This is a genomic window from Terracoccus sp. 273MFTsu3.1 (assembly GCF_000383675.1).
Classification (GTDB): Bacteria; Actinomycetota; Actinomycetes; order Actinomycetales; family Dermatophilaceae; genus Terrabacter.
In genome coordinates this window covers 506048-525602 of the sequence record NZ_KB911820.1, presented here as the reverse complement: position 1 = coordinate 525602, position 19555 = coordinate 506048, and the positions used below count along the sequence as shown (strand labels likewise).

At 71.7% G+C, this 19555-nt stretch carries 16 protein-coding genes; all 16 read right to left on the bottom strand.

Annotated elements, in window-relative coordinates:
• Positions 1-59: 59 nt before the first annotated feature.
• Entirely contained in the window at positions 60-1076 is a 1017-nt protein-coding gene (locus H283_RS26420) for an alpha/beta hydrolase (protein WP_156022925.1), read from the bottom strand.
• Positions 1077-1249: 173 nt separating this feature from the next.
• Entirely contained in the window at positions 1250-1621 is a 372-nt protein-coding gene (locus H283_RS0102400; RefSeq protein WP_020141916.1) for a VOC family protein, read from the bottom strand.
• Between the two features lie 33 nt (positions 1622-1654).
• A complete protein-coding gene (locus H283_RS0102395; RefSeq protein WP_020141915.1) occupies positions 1655-2665 on the bottom strand; it encodes a sugar phosphate isomerase/epimerase in 1011 nt (336 codons plus the stop codon).
• A gap of 32 nt (positions 2666-2697) precedes the next feature.
• Positions 2698-4104, bottom strand: a complete 1407-nt coding sequence (locus H283_RS0102390; RefSeq protein ID WP_020141914.1) for an alkaline phosphatase family protein — start codon at positions 4102-4104, stop codon at positions 2698-2700.
• Positions 4101-5300 carry a metabolite traffic protein EboE gene (gene eboE, locus H283_RS0102385; protein WP_020141913.1) on the bottom strand — a complete coding sequence of 400 codons (1200 nt, stop codon included), beginning with the start codon at positions 5298-5300 and terminating at the stop codon, positions 4101-4103. Before eboE ends, H283_RS0102390 begins: the two co-directional genes overlap by 4 nt.
• Before the next feature lie 3 nt (positions 5301-5303).
• Positions 5304-6191 (bottom strand): TatD family hydrolase, encoded by an 888-nt coding sequence (locus tag H283_RS0102380; protein ID WP_020141912.1) that lies wholly within the window; start codon positions 6189-6191, stop codon positions 5304-5306.
• Between the two features lie 9 nt (positions 6192-6200).
• Positions 6201-6776 (bottom strand): EboA domain-containing protein, encoded by a 576-nt coding sequence (locus H283_RS0102375; protein WP_020141911.1) that lies wholly within the window; start codon positions 6774-6776, stop codon positions 6201-6203.
• Positions 6773-7627 carry a sugar phosphate isomerase/epimerase gene (locus tag H283_RS0102370; protein WP_020141910.1) on the bottom strand — a complete coding sequence of 285 codons (855 nt, stop codon included), beginning with the start codon at positions 7625-7627 and terminating at the stop codon, positions 6773-6775. Before H283_RS0102370 ends, H283_RS0102375 begins: the two co-directional genes overlap by 4 nt.
• Positions 7624-8547, bottom strand: coding sequence for an SCO3242 family prenyltransferase (locus H283_RS0102365; protein ID WP_020141909.1), 924 nt, complete (start codon positions 8545-8547; stop codon positions 7624-7626). The genes H283_RS0102370 and H283_RS0102365 overlap by 4 nt, the downstream gene beginning before the upstream one ends.
• The gene (locus H283_RS0102360) at positions 8517-9674 is read right to left on the bottom strand and encodes an inositol-3-phosphate synthase (RefSeq protein WP_020141908.1); all 1158 of its coding nucleotides are present in this window, start codon (positions 9672-9674) and stop codon (positions 8517-8519) included. The genes H283_RS0102365 and H283_RS0102360 overlap by 31 nt, the downstream gene beginning before the upstream one ends.
• A gap of 77 nt (positions 9675-9751) precedes the next feature.
• Entirely contained in the window at positions 9752-13009 is a 3258-nt protein-coding gene (locus H283_RS0102355; protein WP_020141907.1) for a PQQ-dependent sugar dehydrogenase, read from the bottom strand.
• Between the two features lie 208 nt (positions 13010-13217).
• Positions 13218-14333, bottom strand: a complete 1116-nt coding sequence (locus tag H283_RS0102350; protein WP_020141906.1) for a sugar phosphate isomerase/epimerase — start codon at positions 14331-14333, stop codon at positions 13218-13220.
• 96 nt (positions 14334-14429) lie between these two features.
• Positions 14430-15662, bottom strand: a complete 1233-nt coding sequence (locus H283_RS0102345) for a Gfo/Idh/MocA family protein (RefSeq protein WP_020141905.1) — start codon at positions 15660-15662, stop codon at positions 14430-14432.
• A 102-nt stretch (positions 15663-15764) separates the two neighbouring features.
• The gene (locus tag H283_RS0102340; RefSeq protein ID WP_020141904.1) at positions 15765-16823 is read right to left on the bottom strand and encodes a substrate-binding domain-containing protein; all 1059 of its coding nucleotides are present in this window, start codon (positions 16821-16823) and stop codon (positions 15765-15767) included.
• An 88-nt stretch (positions 16824-16911) separates the two neighbouring features.
• Complete coding sequence (locus tag H283_RS0102335; RefSeq protein ID WP_020141903.1) at positions 16912-18000, bottom strand: ABC transporter permease; 1089 nt, start codon at positions 17998-18000, stop codon at positions 16912-16914.
• The gene (locus H283_RS0102330; RefSeq protein ID WP_028785275.1) at positions 17997-19481 is read right to left on the bottom strand and encodes a sugar ABC transporter ATP-binding protein; all 1485 of its coding nucleotides are present in this window, start codon (positions 19479-19481) and stop codon (positions 17997-17999) included. The genes H283_RS0102335 and H283_RS0102330 overlap by 4 nt, the downstream gene beginning before the upstream one ends.
• Between the last annotated feature and the right edge of the window lie 74 nt (positions 19482-19555).

Sequence of the window (19555 nt, the reverse complement as noted above, 5' to 3'; positions counted from 1 at the left end):
TACACGAACGCGACCCTCCCATCTCGACAAGAGGTGGAAAATCGGGGCCGGCTCACCCTTCATGCCGTCTCGCGCCTCAGCCAGGCGATCATCGCCGCCCATCGGGTCGGGCTGCCCGTGAGCATGCTCTCGGAGTGTCCGAACCCCGGGACCAGGATGTTCACGTGCCGCTGTCCGGCACGATCAGCCCAGTACTCGATCCCCGAGAACGTTCCGCGGGGGACGACGAGGTCCTGGTCGCCCATGACGGCGTAGAACGGCGGTGCGACAGAGGCGAAGTACGTCTCGGGCTTGAACGTGCGCCACCGCCCGCCGCACTCGACCCACGTCGAGAGGTATGGGCACTGCACCGCCAACGACTCCCACTGGGAGAGTGTGACGAGCTGCTCGGTGCGGCGGTCCGCACCGATCGTGCCCTTGACGGCGATGTCCATGACCCGGTGTGGTTGCAGCACGCCGGCCACCGAGACGGCAGCCCTGACACTGCGGTAGTAGCCACTCGCCGTGAGCGCGATCTGCCCCGCCGACGACGACCCGTACAGGGCGATGCGGTGCGGATCCACGCCGAACCGGGTCGCGTTGGCCTTGATCCAGCGGACCGCGAGCTCGGTGTCGACGCGCTGGGCCGGCCACGGCGTCCCCGGATGGCGACCACTCGGCGCCGTGACACGGAAGTTGATGTTGAAGACCGCGAAGCCCTCGCCGAAGAACTTCGCGGAGGTGGCGGCACTCGCCGACTTGGTCGCGTTCGCCCAGGACCCGCCATGGATGACGACGACGGCCGCACGGCCGGAACCCCCGACCCAGCGCGTGTCGTAGTAGGCGTCGAGGTTCTGCGACGAATCGTCGAGGGCGTAGGCGAACGTCGCGACTGCGGCCGTCGCCGCGGTGGACGCGATGGTCCGGCTCGGCCCCGCCGCGGCCGTCACCGACGCCGGGGCCCTCGCCGCGGCAAGCGGCACGAGACCGACCTGCGCGTCGGCGGTCCGGCTCGAGCCGGAGGCGACCGCGAAGGCCACCAGCACCAGGACGGGAAGGACGCTGCGGCGGAGCGGGACTGGGCGGCCAAGGCGCATGGCGGTTCCTGACGGTCTGCATGGGCAGTCGCCCATGGACATATTCGTGGCCCCTGCTCGAGCCACCCCGGGCGTGTCCTCGTGACGCTGCGGACCTCACTCAGGTCGCCAGACGATATCGCCGAACTGCGAGCCTTGTCCCGGGAATCGCCCTGTCCGGTAGGTGGATTGACTCAGCCGCGCGGGCGCTGCTCGACGAGCCCGACGAGGTTGCCCTCGGAGTCGACGACGAACGCCATCCACTCGTCGGTGCCGGCCGGCCCGAGGGTGTCGTCGTCGTGGCCGAAGATGACGTGTGGCTCGCCGCGCACCTCGACGCCGGCCGCCCGCAGGCGCTCGACGGTCGCGTCGATGTCGTCGACCCGCAGGTAGTGCAGGGCGCTCGGTGCGCCCTGGTCGAGGAGCAGCCGCACGCCGCCGACGTCGAAGAAGACGAGCCCGGGAGGGTCGAACCTCGCGAGCGGCTCGGATCCGAGCAGGTCGCGGTAGAAGGCGGTGGCCCGGCCGAGGTCGTCGGCGTGCTGGGCGATCTGGACGAGTTCCATGCCCCGACGGTAGACCCGCCGGGGCCGCGGGCGTCAGTCCTTGTTGCTGCTGAAGGCCGCGTCGAAGGAGGCGGTCGGGCGCTCGAAGTTGAGGCCCCGGACGTACTCGAGCGCGCCCGGTGCACCGACGAGACGGTCCATGCCGGCGTCCTCCCACTCGATGGAGATCGGGCCGTCGTAGCCGATCGCGTTGAGGGTGCGGAAGCAGTCCTCCCACGGCACGTCGCCGTGACCCGTCGACACGAAGTCCCAGCCGCGGCGCGGGTCGCCCCACGGCAGGTGCGAGCCGAGACGACCGTTGCGGCCGTTGCCGATCCGTTTGCGGGTGTCCTTGCAGTCGACGTGGTAGATCCGGTCCTTGAAGTCCCAGATGAAGCCGGCCGGGTCGAGGTCCTGCCACACCATGTGGCTCGGGTCCCAGTTGAGTCCGAACGCCTCGCGGTGCCCGATCGCCTCGAGCGTCGCGACGGTGCTCCAGTAGTCGTACGCGATCTCGCTCGGGTGCACCTCGTGGGCGAACTTCACGCCCACCTCGTCGAAGACGTCGAGGATCGGGTTCCAGCGTCGGGCGAAGTCGGCGTAGCCCGCCTGGATGACGTCGTCGCCCACGGGCGGGAACATCGCGACGTACTTCCAGATCGCCGACCCGGTGAAGCCGATGACGGTGTCGACGCCGAGCTTCGCCGCGGCGCGGGCCGTGTCGGCCATCCGCTCGGCCGCGCGCTGCCGCACCCCCTCGGGGTCGCCGTCGCCCCAGACGGCCGAGGGCAGGATGTCCCGGTGGCGCTGGTCGATGGGGTCGTCGCAGACCGCCTGGCCGACGAGGTGGTTCGAGATGGCCCAGACCTGGAGGCCGTGGCGCTCGAGGATCTCCCGTCGTGACTCGATGTAGCCGTCCTCGGACAGGGCCCGGTCGACCTCGAAGTGGTCGCCCCAGCAGGCGATCTCGAGACCGTCGTAGCCCCACTCCCCTGCGAGGCGGCACACCTCCTCGAAGGGCAGGTCGGCCCACTGTCCGGTGAAGAGCGTGATCGGTCGAGCCATCGTGGATCTCCTTGCTGCTGTGAGGTGCTGGGTCAGTGGTGGGCGGCTGCGACAACGGGGACGCCGGCAGCCTCGAGGACGAGGTCGTGCACGTCGGCTGCCGCCACCGTCTCACGGCGCAGGCTCGCGTCGGAGGCGATGACGACGGGTCCGTCCGCGGGGTCCGCGGGCAGCCGTCCGTGGCTGCCGCGCACCCACCGCGGGTCGAGCGGGACGACCTTCATGGCATACCGCAGGCCGAGCTTCTTGCGCACGAGCCCGAGCCCGGCCCGCGCCTTGGCGGAGCGGTCGGCGGGGTCGAAGAAGAGCTCGGCGGGGTCGTAGCCGGGCTTGCGGTGGATCTCGACGCCGCGGGCGAAGTCGGGCGCGCGCTCGTCGTCGAGCCAGTAGTAGTAGGTAAACCACGCGCGTGGCTCGGCGACGAGGACGAGGTCGCCGCTGCGCTCGTGGTCGAGGCCGTATGCCGCCTGGCCGGCCCGGTCGAGCACCTGCTCGACGCCGGGGGTCGCCGCGAGGACCGCACGGACCTCGTCGAGGCGGGCGGGGTCGCGCACGTAGACGTGGGCGACCTGGTGGTCGGCGACGGCGAAGGCGTCGGACGCCCACGGGTCGAGGTACTCCATCCCGGCCTGGGTGTGGACCTCGAGCAGCCCGGCCCGGCGCAGCACCCGGTTGACGTCGACGGGCTGGTCGACGGCGGTGATGCCGTACTCGCTGACGACCACCACGCTGACGCCGAGCCGCTCGGCGTCGTCGAGCAGCGGCGTCAGGGCGGCGTCGAGCTCGCGCGCCGCGGCGCGGGCCTCGGGCGACTCCGGTCCGAAGCGCTGGAGGTCGTAGTCGAGGTGCGGCACGTAGGACAGGGTCAGGTCGTGCTCGGGCAGCAGGATGCGGGTCGCCTCGATGATCCAGCGCGACGACGCGATCGACGCCGTGGGACCCCAGTAGTGGAAGAGCGGGAAGTCACCGAGCCGCTCCGTGAGGCGGTCGTGCAGCGCGGCAGGGCGCGTGTAGCAGTCGGGCGACTTGCGCCCGTCGGCGTGGTAGATCGGGCGCGGCGTGACGATCGAGTCCACGTCCATGCCCATGGCGTACCACCAGCAGACGTTGGCGACGCGGGCTCCGGGGTGCGCGCGGCGCAGGGCGTGCCAGACCTTCTCGCCCTCGACGAGCGCGTTGTGCTGACGCCAGAGGAACACGTCGCCGAGGTCGCGGAAGTACCAGCCGTTGCCGACGGCGCCGTGGTCGGCGACAGGGCGGCCGGTGAGCATCGTCGACTGCACGGAGCACGTGACGGCGGGCAGCACGGTCTCGAGCGACGACTGCCAGCCGGACCCGGCCAGGCGGCGCAGTCGCGGCATGTCGGCGAGCGCGCGCGGCGTCAGGCCGACGACGTCGAGGAGGAGCACCTTCGTGGGCACGGTGTTCGGGGTGGTCATGCGGACTCCTTGAGGCCGAGGTCGATGAGGGTGTCGCGGAGCCAGGCGAGCTCGCCGGCGATGCTCACGGCGAGGGCGGCGTCGTCGGTCGGGCGCACCGCCTCGGGGACGACGGTCCACGTGTAGGTCTCCACCTCGAGGTGGTCGGTCAGGGCGGTGTCGCCGCCGACGAGGACGTCGAGCGAGTGCTGAAGGTCGAAGGTCGTCGCGGAGAGCGGCGGCTCGGGCGCGTGGTCGAGCGGCACGTGGAAGTGGACCCGCCACGGCCGCTCGGTGCCACCCGGGCACGGGTCGAGGGGGCGCGGGCCACCGAGGGCGTCGCCGAGGTCGTCACGGGCGCGCAGCAGGTGGCCCTCACCCGGCTGGCCGGGCGAGCGGGTCTGGTGCAGGAAGCGGTCCTCGTCGAAGGCCGCGAGCGCCTCGCGGGTGGCCGGGTCACCGGGATGGTCGACCTGGAGCGCGGCGGACACCTGGGCCTTGACGACCCGGCGACCGGCGGCGGCGAGCCGGGGCACGGCGACGGCCGCGTCCTCGAAGCCGACCGCGAGGTGGCAGAGGTCGAGGCAGACCCCCAGCACCTCCTCGTCCCAGCCCGCCATCCGGTCGACGAGCTCGGTCGTCGTCTCGATGACGCAGCCGGGCTCGGGCTCGAGGCCGACGCGGATCTCGCGTCCGGTGCGGTCACGCAGCGCGTGGAGGTGGTCGGCGAGCCGGTCGAGCTGCTCGGCGGCGAGGACCTGCCGGTCGCCGAACCACGGGTGCCGCCACCCGAGGGGGAGCGTCGAGATGCTGCCCCGCGCGGCGTCGTCGGGCAGCAGGCGGGCGAGCACCTCGGTGAGGTCGGTCGTGTAGGCGAGGCGGGCCGGCTCGGTCCAGTCCGGGTGGTAGACGCGGTGCTTGACGACCTCGTCCTGGAAGCCGCGGTAGGGGAAGCCGTTGAGGGTGACGACCTCGAGACCCCGCTCGTCGAGGGCTGCGCGGAGCCGGTCCGTCTGGCGCGGGTCGTCGGCGAGACCACGGGCGACCGGGGCGCTCAGCCAGAGACCGAGACCGAGGAGGTCTGCGCCGAGGTGGTGGCGCACGGGCAGGGCGAAGCGGTCGAGCTGCCCGATGATCGTGTCGAGGTCCTCACCCGGGTGGACGTTGGTGCAGTAGGCGACGTGGACGGTCTGGCCGTCGGCGTGGAGCAGGCGCACGGCTCACTCCCTCGCGCCGCGGAGCACGGAGTTGCCCATGAACGTCGCACCGGCCCCGACGAGGTCACCCGGCTCGGTCTCGACCGGCGAGTCCGTCTCGGGCAGCTCGAGGCGACCGCTCTGGCCGTAGAACTCGACGGGGTTGCGCCACAGCACCCGGTCGACGTCGTCGGCCGTGTAGCCCGCGGCGAGCATCGTCTCGGCCACGCGTCGGGTCTTGAGCGGGTCGCTGTTGCCCCAGTCCGCGGCCGAGTTGACGATCATCCGGTCGAGGCCGTAGCGGCGGAGGATCTCGACCATCCGGTGCTCGTCCATCTTCGTGTCCGGGTAGACGGAGAAGCCCATCCAGCAACCGGACTCGGCCACGACACCGACCGTCATCTCGTTGAGGTGGTCGACGAGGACGGCGCCCGGCTCGAGCGCCGACTCGCGCACGACGTCGAGGGTGCGCCGCGTGCCGGGGAGCTTGTCCCGGTGCGGCGTGTGCACGAGGGCGGGCAGCTCGTGCTCGGCGGCGAGCGCGAGCTGGACCGCGAAGACGTCGTCCTCCTCCGGGGTCATCGAGTCGTAGCCGAGCTCGCCGACGGCGACGACGCGGTCCTTGGCGAGATAGCGGGGCAGGACGTCGAGCACCTCGCGACACCGGGCGTCGTTGGCCTCCTTGGGGTTGAGGCCGATCGTCGCGTGGTGAGCGATGCCGTACTGCGAGGCCCGGAACGGCTCCCACCCGAGGAGCGCGTCGAAGTAGTCGCAGAAGGAGCCGACGCTCGTGCGCGGCTGGCCGAGCCAGAAGGAGGGCTCGACGACGGCGCGGACCCCGGCGGCGTGCATGCGCTGGTAGTCGTCGGTCGTGCGGGACGTCATGTGGATGTGGGGGTCGAAGATGCGCACGGCTGCTCCTCAGTCGGCTCGGTGGGCAAGGGAGAGGTCGAGGACCGTTCGGGCGTCCGGGGGCACGACGCGACCGGCGGCCTCGCGCTCGGCGGCGTAGTCGCGCACCATGCGGGCCAGCTCGGCGTCGGCGCGGTCGGCGAGGCCGGCGACCTGCTCGACGGGGATGCCGGTGAAGAGGACCTTGAGCACCGCCTGGCGCCACGCGTCGGCGTCGAGGTACACGGCGGCATACGGCCCGAGGGCGGCGGCGACCAGGCGGGTGTCGTTGGTGCGCAGGGCGTCCCGCACGATGGGGAGCGCTGCGTCCCCGATGGCGTTGGGGCGTCCGGGCGCGTCGAGGGCGGGCAGCGCGAGCAGGACGGCGCGCCGCTCGGCCGCGTCGCCGTGGTCGTAGACGCGACGCACGGCGTCGATGACGTATGCCGCCGGGCCGGGCACCGCGAGCAGCAGCGCCTCGCGTGCGGCGTCGCCGTCGAGACCCTCGCGGGCCGCGGTGCGGGCGGCCGCGGGGAAGAGCCGGTCGAGGCTCGTGGGGTCGGACGCCACCTCGGCGATCGCGTCCTGCGTGGTCACGGGGCTCATCGGCCCACCTCCTGGGGTCGTCGGGCGGCCTCGCGCAGGAACGCGAGGCTCGACGCCGCGAGCGACGGAGCGGCGTGCGAGTGGCGGGGCAGCTCGACGGCGACGAGGCCGGTGAACTCGACGGCCTCGAGCGCGGCGAGCACGGGCGGGAAGTCCACCTCGCCCTCCCCGAAGGGCAGGTGCTCGTGGACGCCGCGCCGCATGTCGTCGATCTGGACGTTGGCGACGAGGTCACCCGCACCGAGCACACAGGCCGCCGGTTCGACGTCCTCGGTGCAGCGCAGGTGACCGACGTCGACGGTCAGGCGCAGCCGGTCGGGCGAGCCGAGTCGGCGCCGCAGCTCGAGCACGTCGGCGATGCGCTCGACGACCATGCCCGGCTCCGGCTCGAGGGCGAGGTCGACGCCATGGGACTCGGCGACGGGCAGCAGGGCGCTGACGCCGGCCTCGACACGGGCCCAGAGCTCGTCCCGGCTCGTGCCACGGGGGGCGATGCCGCTCCAGAAGGACACGGCGGGCGAGCCGAGCTCCGCTGCGACACGGATCGCCCTCTCCAGCAGGTCGATCCGTCGCTCGCGACCGGCCTGGGACACGAGCGTCGGCTCGTGCTTGTGACGAGGGTCGAGCACGTAGCGCGCACCGGTCTCGACGACGACGGCGAGTCCGTAACGCTCCAACAGGGCCCCGACCCGGGCCGTGCGGCCGGCCAGGTCGGGCGCGAAGGGGTCGAGGTGGGCGTGGTCGAGGGTCAGGGCGACACCGTCGTAGCCGAGGTCGGCGAGGAGCGCGAGCGCGTCATCGAGCCGATGGTCGGTGAAGCCGTTGAGGCCGTAGCCGAAACGCAGGCTCATGTCGCCGACACCCGCCTCATGGCCGCCGCACCGACCGGTGCGGACGCGACGAGACCGAGGGCAGCCGCATGGTGGCCGGTCGCCGCGAGAGCCGCGCTCTGGAGCGGCACGAGGCCGCGGATGCCGGCGCCCGTGGCCCGGCGCACCGTGCCGGCATCGGGGGTGCGCGCGGCGGGCAGCTGGGCACGGAGGACGCTCACGGCATACGCCCCCGTGAGGGCCACGGAGAGCGCGGCGCCGAGCGCTCCCCCGGCGCGTCCACGACCGGCGGCAGGGACCGACCGCAGGGCGGATGCCGAGGCGACGAGCACCGTCGCGGCGACGCAGGCCCGGGCCACACCGGTGGATCCGCCGTGGACCTCACCGCGACTCAAGGCCGTCACCCCGGCCGTGTGCACGGCGACGAGCGCGGCCGGGACGGCCGCGGCCCGCAGACCGGGCAGTCCGCCCGCGCTCGCGCCGAGGAGCACGTCGAGCCCTCGGGTCGAGGCCATCGTCGCGACGCTGAGCGGCCCCTGCTTGGGGGACAGGTCGTAGGCCCAGACCGCCGCCGCGAGCACCGCGGCCGTGGCGGCCGAGCGACGACCACCGGCGGCCGCGGCAACGGCGACGCCGGTGGCGGTGAGGCCGGTGGCGACGGCGAGTGCGGTGCGCGCCGGTACGCGGCCGGACGGGATGGGTCGCTCGGGGCGCTCGACGGCGTCCGTGCGCCGGTCGGCCCAGTCGTTGAGCGCCATCCCCGCCCAATAGAGGCACGTCGACGCGACCGGAAGCGCCGCTGAGCGCGCGCCGGCCGGCCACCCCGCGCTCGCCGCACCCGCGAGGGTGTCGCCGGGCACGGTGAGGGCGGCCGGTGCACGCACCAGCTCCACGAGGTCGCGCAGGGTCGTCACGACGCCGTCGCCCGCTCCGTCGCCCATGCGGTCAGCACCCGCTGCTGCTCGAAGAGGCGGTGCTCGTCGGAGCCCACGGGGTCCTTGAAGAAGAAGCCGAGCGCCGGCAGCGGCCCCACCTCGCCACGCCGGAGCGCGAGGTCGGCGAGGCGGGCCAGGTCGATGACGAGCGGCGCGGCGAGGCTCGAGTCGCAGCCCTGCCACGTGAACTGCATCGACATCCGCGTGCCGAGGAAGCCGGAGAAGGTCAGGTGGTCCCAGGCCGTCTTCCAGTCCCCGAGGTCGGCGATGTTGTCGATGTGGACGGGGCTGTCGACGGGGTGACCGAGCATGGCCTCGAGGCCGCGGGCCTTGCTGCGGGCCTTGCTCTCCATCGCCTCCGGATCGGCGAGCGTGGCACCGTCACCGCCTCCGAGGAGGTTCGTGCCGGCCCAGGAACGGACCCGGAGCGAGCGCGCTGCGAACATCGGCGCGAGGACCGACTTGACGAGCGTCTCGCCCGTCTTGCCGTCGCTCCCGCCCCACGGCACGCCATGGCGCACGGCCAGCTGCTCGAGCGCCGGCAGGCGCGCGCCCGTCGAGGGGGTGAAGTCGACGAAGGCGGCGCCGGCCATGAACGCGGCCGCCGCGTAGACGGCGCTCGGTGGGAGCGGGGACTCCCCTGCGGCCCAGGCCTGCTCGAGCGCGTCGAGAGAGGCGTGAGCGGGGTCGTCGGTGACGACCGGCTCGGTGGAGCTGACGTTGACGACGACGACGCGTGTCAGCGACTCGGCCTGCGCGAAGTCGCGGATGTCGGCGGCCAGCCGCTCGACGGCATCGGCCTGGCGCTCCTCCGCGTCCCGGTGCCCGTGGCGGATCCGGCTGCAGGTGCGGTCGAGCTCGTCGGCGACGAGCGCGAGGGCCGTGTGCGGGATGACGCCGGCGTCGGCGAGCTGCGCCGCGCGCTTGACGAGCGGCACGTCGGCGACGTCGTGGCCGCCCACGACGAGGTGGTCGAGCGCGACGAGGCCGGCGCCCGCCAGGTCGGGTTGTTCGGTGACGAGGCCGTCGGGTCCGGCGCCGCCGGCGGTGATGAGGGCGAGGCCGGTCGCGACGGTCGTGGCGACCGAGCCGCGCGCGCCGACGAGCCAGAGTCCGGTTCGTTCGTCCGTCATGGTCGTTCTCCTCTACGTGGTGGGGCCGGTGGCCCGGCGGCGGGGGCGTGTGCCCGCCGCCGGGCCACCGGGATGGGTCAGCGCAGCGAGGCGATGACCGCGTTGGCGTCGCGCTGCAGGGCGGCCGAGGCCGCCGCGTCGCGGACGTTGGAGCTGGACTTCGCTGCTGCGACGAAGCCCTCGAGCTGCGAGATCGCTGCCGCGGTGCGACCACCGGCGACGTGCTTCTCGGCCTGCTGGAGCCGCTTCTCGAGCTCCTTCTCACCGGCCGGAGTGACCAGGCCCTCACGGGCCAGCCGCTCCGTCAGGGCGGTCAGCGACAGGATGGAGGTCGTCGTCGTGAACGTCCTCGTCGTCGTCGTGACGAGGCCGGCCTTGTCGGTCGCCTTGACGACGAGCGTGTGGCTCCCGAGCGAGAGCGTCCACAGCGCCAGCGGCTTGGCCGCGACGGCGACGCCGTCGACGGTGGCCGTCACGGAGTCGATGCCGCTCGTGGCGTCCGTCGCCGTCCAGGTGACGTCTCCCGCGTTGCTGACGGACGCCCCCTCAGCCGCGCCGGAGACCGCGACGGTCGGGGCCGTCTTGTCGAGCTTGACCGTCACCGACCCGACCTGCGAGACGTTGCCGCCGTTGTCGGTGGCGCGGTAGAGCACGGTCGTCGTGCCCTCGGTCGAGATCGTCAGCGCCGTGTTGGCGTTGACCCACGTGGCCCCGCCGTCGGTGGAGCGCTGGCGCGAGGCGACGGTGCCGTTGTCGGTCGCGTTGACCGTCACGGTGACGTTGCTCGTGTACCAGCCGTTCGCTCCGTTCGGCGTCGCCGGGTTCAGCGTCGCCGAGACGACCGGGGGCGTGACATCCGCGACGCCGTTGCCCACGAACGTGAGGGAGTCGAGGACGACCCCGCCCGACGAGGTGACGTAGAGCCGCCCGGTGCCGGTGGGCTTCGACGACAGGGTCGCTGCCGCGTCGGTCCAGCCGGAGCCGTTCACCGCGATGGTGCCGAAGGGAGCCGCCGTCGGCGAGTTCCACCGCAGCGACAGGGTGCCGCTGCCGGAGGCGCGGGCCGTGACGCCCGTGACGCCGACGAGGTTCGCCGGGTCCCAGGCCAGCCAGTCACCGGCGTCGAACGAGGTGACCTTGCGCAGGCCGCTCGCCGAGTCGTCGTTCGTGATCTCCACGCCCTGGGTCGCGTCGGCCCACTCGGCCTCCTGCTTCTTCGGGTTGAGGATCAGCTGCTCGGTGGTGGTCGCACCGGGCAGGCCGTTGGCGCCGTTGTCGGTGTAGGTGATGACGACGACGCCGAAGATGTTCTCGGTCTCACCGTGCTGCGTCGCATCGGCCGGGGTCGGGATCGCGAACTGGCAGCCCGTGCCCTGGCTCAGCGGGTGGGCGTGCGCGTCATGGCCCAGACCGAAGGTCCAGCTGACGCGGGAGCACACGGTCGCGGCGCCGTCCTCGGGGTCCGAGGTCTTGACGTCGAACGGCACGGCCTGGCCCCAGTCGAAGAAGCCACCGTTGGGCGGCGTCGCGATGGTGATGGTCGGGGCGACGTTGCCGACGCTGATCGACGTGCTCGTCAGGCCGCGACGGCCCTGTGGGTCGGTGACCCGCAGTCGCGCCGTGTACTTGCCGAGCTCGCTGTAGGTGTAGCTCGCCGTGACACCGGTCGCGTCGAACGTGCCGTCACCGTTGAAGTCCCACTCGTAGGTGAGGGCCCCGCCTTCGGGGTCGACCGAGCCGGACGCGTCGAAGGCGACCGTCAGCGGCGCGGTGCTGCTGCTCACCGGGGTGGCCTTGATGCTGGCCTGCGGTGCCTTGTTCCCGGGCGAGTAGTCGATGCGGTAGAGGCCGGCGTCGGGGTTCTGCCGGAAGAAGCCGTCGCCGTAGTCGAGGACGTAGAGCGAGCCGTCCGGCCCGAACTCGATGTCGATCGGGCTGTCGGTGATCGGCTGGCCGTTCGTCTCGAGGGCCTTGTTGGGCAGGAAGTGCTGGATGTGGTCGACGGGTCCGTTCGGCCACTGCACGTCGAAGACCGCGAGGTAGTCCTGCGAGAACTCGGCGAAGAACGCCTTCTTGTCCCAGTACGCCGGGAACTTCGTCGTCGACGGGTTGGTCGCGTCGTAGTGGTAGACGGGGCCACCCATCGGTCCCTGGCCACCCTGCGGGTCGAAGTCGGTCAGCTCGGGCCACGGCTGGTGCGTGTTGTTGTCGCCGTAGTAGAGCGTCGGCGCGGTGGCCGGGGGCACCTGGGCGAGACCGGTGTTCCACGTCGAGTTGTTCTTGGCGCCGGCACCGCAGTCGAACCACGGACCGGGTGTCGCCGTCGCGAAGTTCCACTCGTTGTAGTTGGCGTTCGGACCGTGGCAGTACGGCCAGCCGCCGTTGACCGGCTTGGTGATCGCCGTCGTCTGCCACTCGACGTAGCCCATCGGGCCGCGCTGCAGGTCGGCGGCGCCGGCGTCGGGACCGTAGTCGCCCCACGAGACGGAGTTCGTGACCGGGTCGACGTCCATGCGGAACGGGTTGCGCACGCCCATGACGAAGATCTCGGGACGGGTCTTGGCGGTGCCCGGCGCGAAGAGGTTGCCCGCAGGGATCGTGTAAGACCCGTCGGCCTCGGGGTGGATGCGCAGGATCTTGCCGCGCAGGTCGTTCGTGTTGCCGGCGCCGCGACGCGAGTCGAAGCCCGGGTTGAAGCCGGGGGCGTTGTTGTTCGGCGCGAAGCCGTTGGCGCCCGGCGCGCTCGCCGGCGTGTTGTCACCGGTCGAGAGGTAGAGGTTGCCGTCGGCGTCGAAGTCGACGTCACCAGCGACGTGGCAGCACTGGCCGCGCTGCGTCTCCACCTTGAGGATGACCTGCTCGCTCGCGAGGTCGAGCTTGTCGGCCGCGTCGTCCCACCTGAAGCGGCTCAGCTGGTTGTAGCCCTTCCACTGGTCCCAGTAGGAGGCGTCCGCACCCGCGGGCAGGCTGTTCGGCGCCGACCCGGTCGGGGTCGTCGTCACGTACGGCGCCGTCATGGTGCGCGGTGCGTAGTAGAGGTAGACCCACTTGTTCGTGTCGAAGTCGGGGTCGATGGTGACGGTCTGGAGACCGTCCTCCGAGTTGTTGTAGACGGGAAGGGTGTTGACCACCTTGGTGACACCGGTGTCGGGGTCGACGAGGCGGACGTCGCCGTTGCGGGCGGTCGTCAGCACGCGGCGGTCGGGCAGCACGGCCATGTCGATCGGCTCACCGGTGTCCTTGGTGAGCGTGATCTTCTCGTAGTTCGACCAGTCGAGCGCCGGCTCGGAGCCGTGGTCGACCCCGTCGTGCGCCTGGGCGGGGAGGGTGGCCACGGCGCCGAGCGCCGTGCAGGCGAGGACGGCTGCCGCAGTTGTGGCAACCAGCCTCCTCGCCCTGGATCGCGAAGTAGCATTCATCGGTACGTCCTTCTTGACAGAGACGGGCGAAGCCGGTCCCCGGGGAGCGCGCCGCTGCAACGGCACTTGCACTCCCCGGGGGTCGGCGTTTCGTGTTTCGGCCCCCGTGGGAACGGGGACGGCGTCAGCCGCGAAGGGCGGCCATGTTGTCGTAGCTGACCTTCGAGAGCTCCATCGACTGGTTCGGGGCCGTCGTGGCGTTGCCCGGTGCCGTGTCCATCTCCCACATCGGGTTGTGCGAGCCCTTGGCACCGACGCGACGCAGGAACGTCGAGTAGTCGATGTCGCCCTGGCCGAAGGGGGCCATGACGTAGCCGTTGGCCTGCGTCGTGTCGATCTTGCCGTCCTTGGCGTGGAAGAGCGGGAAGCGGTTCGTCTGGGCGGCGACGACGGCGGCCGGGTCGAAGAGCGACGTGACGACCGATCCGTCCGGAGCGGTGTACGTCTTGTGCTTGTACTGCGCGACGTGCGCCCAGTAGATGTCCATCTCGAGATAGACGTGCTTCGGGTCGGTGTTGGCGAGGAAGTGCTCGAGGCGACGGATGCCGGACGAGCGCGTCGGCCGGCCGTTCGCGTCGAGCGGCCCGCTGTCGAGCAGGAAGCTGTAGGCGATGTCGTGGTTGTGCGTGTAGAGCTTGAGGCCGTGGCGGGACGCCCGCTCGCCGTAGAAGTCCCAGCGTGCTGCGGCGGCCTCCCAGTCGGCGACGTAGGCGCTGCTCGTCGGGTCGCTGCCCGTGCCGATGTGGCCCATGCCGAGGATGTTGGCGATCTCGCAGGCCGTGTCGAACGCCGCGATGTTGGCGTCCGTGATCGTCGACGGGACGGAGCCGTGGTTGCCCTCGGCCTGGAGGCCCAGGTCGTCGAGCCACGAGCGGAGCAGCGTCGCCCCCTCGACGGTGTTGAGGTTGGCACCGCCCTCCGAGTTGGCGTTCTGGGTGAGGCCGGCGAACTCGATCTGGCGGTAGCCGATCGAGGAGAGCTCGGTGAGCACCTCCTTGAAACCGGAGGCGTAGGGCGAGGTCAGCGGGTTGCGGCTGACGGCATCGCGCACGGTGTAGAGGATGATGCCGCGGCGGGGCGCCGGGATGAGGACGCCGTTGGCGCCGGGGGCGGCCTGGGCCGCGGCGGCCCCGGTCATGGCGACTGCGGCCGCCATGCCGGTCGTGGCTGCGAAGAACTGGCGACGGTTGAGGCCGAGCTTGCTGACGAGCTTGAGCGGGTTGACGTCATTGTCGTGCATGTGAGCTTGCTCCTTCAGGGGGTGACAGAGACTAGACGTGCGGTTGAGCCGAATCTCCTTTTCTGACAGGCGAGGTCGGGTGCACCACCGCAACGTTCAGGACATGGCCGGTGACGTCGCGTGGGCCCCGTCGATCGGGGTCCAGGACCCCTCCCGCTCCACGCTCGTCTCGACCGCCGACAGGATCCGCTGCACCTGGAGCCCGTCGGAGAAGGAAGGCCGGGGGTCGGTGCCCTCGGCGATGGCGGTCAGCAGGTCGACCGCCTGGTGGGTGAAGCCGTGCTCATAGCCGAGCACGTGGCCGGGCGGCCACCAGGACGCCACGTAGGGGTGGCTGGACTCGGTGACGAGCACCCGGGTGAAGCCGGCGTCCCGGCTCGGGACACGTCCGTCGAAGACGTGCAGGACGTTCATGTCCTCGAAGTCGAAGGCGAGCGAGCCCTCGGTCCCGTTGATCTCGAGCCGGATCGCGTTCTTGCGGCCGTTCGCGAAACGCGTCGCCTCGAACGTGGCGAGCGCGCCCCCGCTCATCCGCGAGACGAGGACGGCGGCGTCGTCGACGGTCACCGGCCCGGTGGTGGCCGAGCCGTTCTGGGCGGCCGACGCGCTGATCCCGCCGGTGCCGACCGTCGTCGGGTCGGCGACCGGGCGCTCGCGGACGAAGGTCTCGGTGAGCGCGCTGACGCCGGTGAGCCGCTCGCCCGTCACGAACTGGGCGAGGTCGACGATGTGCGCGCCGATGTCACCGAGCGCCCCGGAGCCGGCGCGCTCCTTCTGAAGGCGCCAGGTGAGCGGCGACTGCGGGTCGACGAGCCAGTCCTGGAGGTAGGCGCCGCGGACGTGGAGGATGCGACCGAGGCGTCCCTCGGTGACGAGGCGACGCGCGTACGCGATGGCCGGGACCCGGCGGTAGGTGAAGCCGACCATCGAGCGGACCCCCCGCGACCGGGCCGCCTCTGCGGCGACGACCATCGCCTCGGCCTCCCCGACCGAGTTGGCGAGGGGCTTCTCGCAGAGCACGTGCTTGCCGGCCTCGAGCGCGGCGACGGCGATCTCGGCGTGGGTGTCGCCCGGCGTGCAGATGTCGATGATGTCGATGTCGTCACGCTCGAGCAGGCGCCGCCAGTCGGTCTCGACCCCGGCCCAGCCGAAGCGGTCGGCCGTGTCGCGCGCGGCCGCCTCGTTGCGCCCGGCCACGGCGACGAGACCCGGCGCGGCCGGCACGTCGAAGTAGCTGCGCACGTTGCGCCAGGCCTGGGAGTGGGCCCGCCCCATGAAGGCGTAGCCGATCATCCCGACCCCGAGGGTGGGCTTGCTGGGTGTGCTCATGACGTCCTCACATCCGACGTGGGGTGGTACCGCTGACGGTTCGGTCCTGCGGGTGCGGTGCGGTGCCCGCGTCACCGGTGCGGCGGCGCGGGCACCGACCGGTCAGGACTCGAAGCCGAGAGGCAGGTACTGCTCGACGTTCTCCTTGGTCACGACGGGCGCGTTGAGGACGACGCGGTTGGGCACCTCGACCTGGACGAGGTCGCTCAGGCCCTTGTTCTGGGCGATGAGGCGCGCGAGCTTGATGCCGTCGGCAGCCTGGGTCGGCGGGTAGATGACCGTGGCCTCCATCTTGCCCTCCTGGATCCAGCGCATCGCGTTGGCCGAACCGGCACCGCCGATGAAGGCCATCTCGTGGCGGTTGGCCTGGTCGAGCGCGGCCATGACGCCGACACCCTGGTCGTCGTCGTGGTTCCAGAGGACGTCGATCTTCGGTGCGGCCTGGAGCAGGTTGGACGCCTGCTTCTCGCCGGACTCGACGGTGAACTCGGCCGCGACCCGGTTGTCGACGGTCTGGTTGCAGGCCTTGAGCGCGTCGGCGAAGCCCTTCGAACGGTCCTGCGTCAGGGGCAGGGCGTCGATGCCGGCGATCTCGGCGATGACCGGGTTGGTGAGGTTCTTGTCCTTGACGATCTTGCAGGCGTACGTGCCGGCCGAGACGCCCATGCCGTAGTTGTCACCGAGGATCGTCGCGCGCGCGGCGAACGGGCTCGAGAACTCACGGTCGACGTTGATGACGGGGATGCCCGCCTGCATGGCCTTGGTGGCGACCTCGGTGAGCGCCGCGCCGTCGGTCGGCAGCAGCACGATCGCGTCGACCTTGTCGTTGATGAAGGTCTCGATCTGGCTGATCTGGAGGCTGGCGTCGTTCGTGCCCTCGGCGGACTTGAGCTCGACGTCGCTGTACTTCTTCGCCTCGGCGAGGGCCGAGTTGTTGACGGCGGCGAGCCATCCGTGGTCGGCGGCCGGGCCGGAGAAGCCGATGACGACCTTCTTGCCGGGGGCGTCGTTGTCGCTCGCCGCGTTGCTGGCCTGCTGGGTCGAGGCCGCGGGAGTCGTGGCCGGGTCGTTGCTCGTGCAGCCGGCGGCGACGAGTGCCGAGCTCAGGGCGATCGCCAGGACGGCGACGCGCTTGGTCGAACGGGAGAGTGATGCGGACACGCTGACTCCTATGTGAGCGAAGAGGGGTGGTGCGGTGTGAGTGGTGCTCTGCCGTGCTGGTGGTGCTGCTGTCGACCGGGCCGTTCGGCTAGCCCGACCTGGTGCGGGAGACCCGCTGCTGGAGCAGGACGGCGGCGACGATGATCGCCCCCTTGGCCACCGCCTGCGTCGACGTGTCGAGGTTGTTGAGGGTGAAGACGTTGGTGAGCGTCGTGAAGATGAGGACGCCGAGGACGGTGCCGACGATGGTGCCGCGGCCGCCGCTGAGGAGCGTGCCGCCGATGACGACGGCCGCGATCGCGTCGAGCTCGTAGAGCGTGCCGTGCGTCGAGGTGCCGGTCGTCGTGCGGGCCATGATCATCACGGCCGCGATGCCGCAGGCGACACCGAGCAGGATGTAGAGGTACATCGTCTGGCGCTGCACCCGGATTCCCGCGAGACGGGCCGCCTCGGGATTGCCCCCGATAGCCAGGGTGCGCCGGCCGAACGTCGTGCGGTTGAGCAGGACCCAGCCGACGACGGCGACGATCGCGAACATGATGACGAGGACGGGGATGCCGAGGACGCTGCCGCCGAAGAACTCGATGAAGCCGCGGTCGCGGATGATCTGGGTGCGGCGCTTGGCGATGATCTCGGCGAGCCCGCGGGCGGCGGCGAGCATCGCGAGGGTCGCGATGAACGGGGCCATCCGGCCGTACGCGATGAGCACCCCGTTGACGAGTCCGCAGACGGCGCCGACGACGAGTGCCGCGACCACCATGACGATCCAGTGGACGTTCGCCGCCATCGTCTGCGTGGCGACCGTCGTGGCCCACACCGACGAGAGGGCGACGATGGCGCCAACCGACAGGTCGATGCCGCCGCCGGAGATGACGAACGTCATGCCGACGCTCACCACACCGATGACCGAGCCGAGGCGCAGGATCGTCAGGGCGTTCTCGGGGCTGGCGAAGCGGTCGCCCGCCGTGACGATGCCGACGACCACGAGGAGGATGAGGGCGAGCACGAGGCCCGCGTTGCGGCCGGCCGGCCCGCTGAGGAAGCCGGCGAGGCCGCCGTCCTTCCGGGGTGCGGCGCCACCGACCGGTGGCCCGCTCGGGGTGGCCGTGGCGTCCCCCTCGGCGCGGCCGGCGACGGGCTCCCCTGCCTGGTCGACCTTCGTGACGTCGGCGCTCATGCCGCGTCTCCCTTCAGGATGATGTCGAGGACGGCGTGCTCGTCGAGCTCGTCGGCCGGGCCCTCGTGACGGACGGTGCGGTCGGCGAGGACCAGCACCCGGTTGGACAGCCCCAGGACCTCGGGGATCTCGCTGGAGACGACGACGACGGCGACGCCCTCGTCGGTGAGGCGGCGGATCAGCGCGTAGATCTCGGAGCGGGCGCCGACGTCGACGCCACGGGTCGGCTCGTCGAGGAGCAGCACCTTGCAGCCGCGGAGCAGCCAGCGGGCCAGGACGACCTTCTGCTGGTTGCCGCCGGAGAGGGTGCGCGACTCACGGTGGACGCCGCGCGGACGCACGTCGAGCGACTCGAGCAGCTCCTCGGCGGCCTCGACCTCGGCCGACCCGTCGAGCAGGCCGCCGCGCGAGAAGCGCGGGAGCGTCGCCAGCGTGATGTTCGAGGCGAGCGAGGCGCCGAGCACGAGGGCCTGGCTCTTGCGCTCCTCGGGGCACAGCCCGATCCCGGCGGCGACGGCTGCCGCGACGGACCCGCCGCGCACCACCGTGCCGTCGACGCTGACGGTGCCGCTCGTGGGCTTGCGGGCCCCGAAGATCGTCTCGACGACCTCGCTGCGTCCCGAGCCGACGAGACCCGCGAGCCCGACGACCTCACCGGGTCGCACGTCGAAGCTCACCGAGCCGAACTCGCCGGCCCGGCTGAGGCCCTCGACACGGAGGACGGGCTCGGCGTCGACGACGACCTCGGGCTTGGGCGGGAAGACGTACTCGATGGAGCGACCCGTCATGAGTCGGATGAGCTCCTGCGTCGGGGTGGACTTGGCGTCGAGCCCGGTCGCGACCGTCTTGCCGTCCTTGAGCACCGTGACGCGGTCACCGATCTCGCGGATCTCCTCGAGGCGGTGGGAGATGTAGACGACGGCGACGCCCTGGTCGGTGACCTCGCGGATGACGCGGAAGAGCTGCGCGACCTCGCCCGCGTCGAGCACCGCGGACGGCTCGTCCATGATGATGAGCTGCGCGTCGCGCGAGAGGGCGCGGGCCATGCTGACGATCTGGCACGACGCTGCCGAGAGCGTGCCGACCTCGGCGGCGGGCGAGATCTCGGGGTGGCCGAGACGGGCGAGCAGCCGGGCCGCCTCGCGGCGGGCGGACGTGCGCTGGGAGAAGCCGAAGCGCGTGGGCTCGTGGCCGAGGAAGATGTTCTCCGCGACGGTGAGGCCCTCGACGAGGTCGAGCTCCTGGTACATCGTCGCGACGCCGAGGTCCATCGCGGCCTGGGGGTGGTGCAGGGTGACGGCGTCGCCGGCCCACTCGATGGTGCCCTCGTTGGGCTCGTGGACGCCGGCGAGCACCTTGATGAGGGTGCTCTTGCCCGCGCCGTTCTGGCCGAGCAGGCAGTGCACCTCGCCGGACTGCACGTCGAGGTCGACGCCACCGAGGGCCACGACCCCGGGAAAACGCTTGACCACGTTTGTCATTCGCAGGAGAGGGGTGCCTGCTACATCTCGCCGTCGAGATTCCATGCGTCACACCGTGACCCACTTTTGTCGGC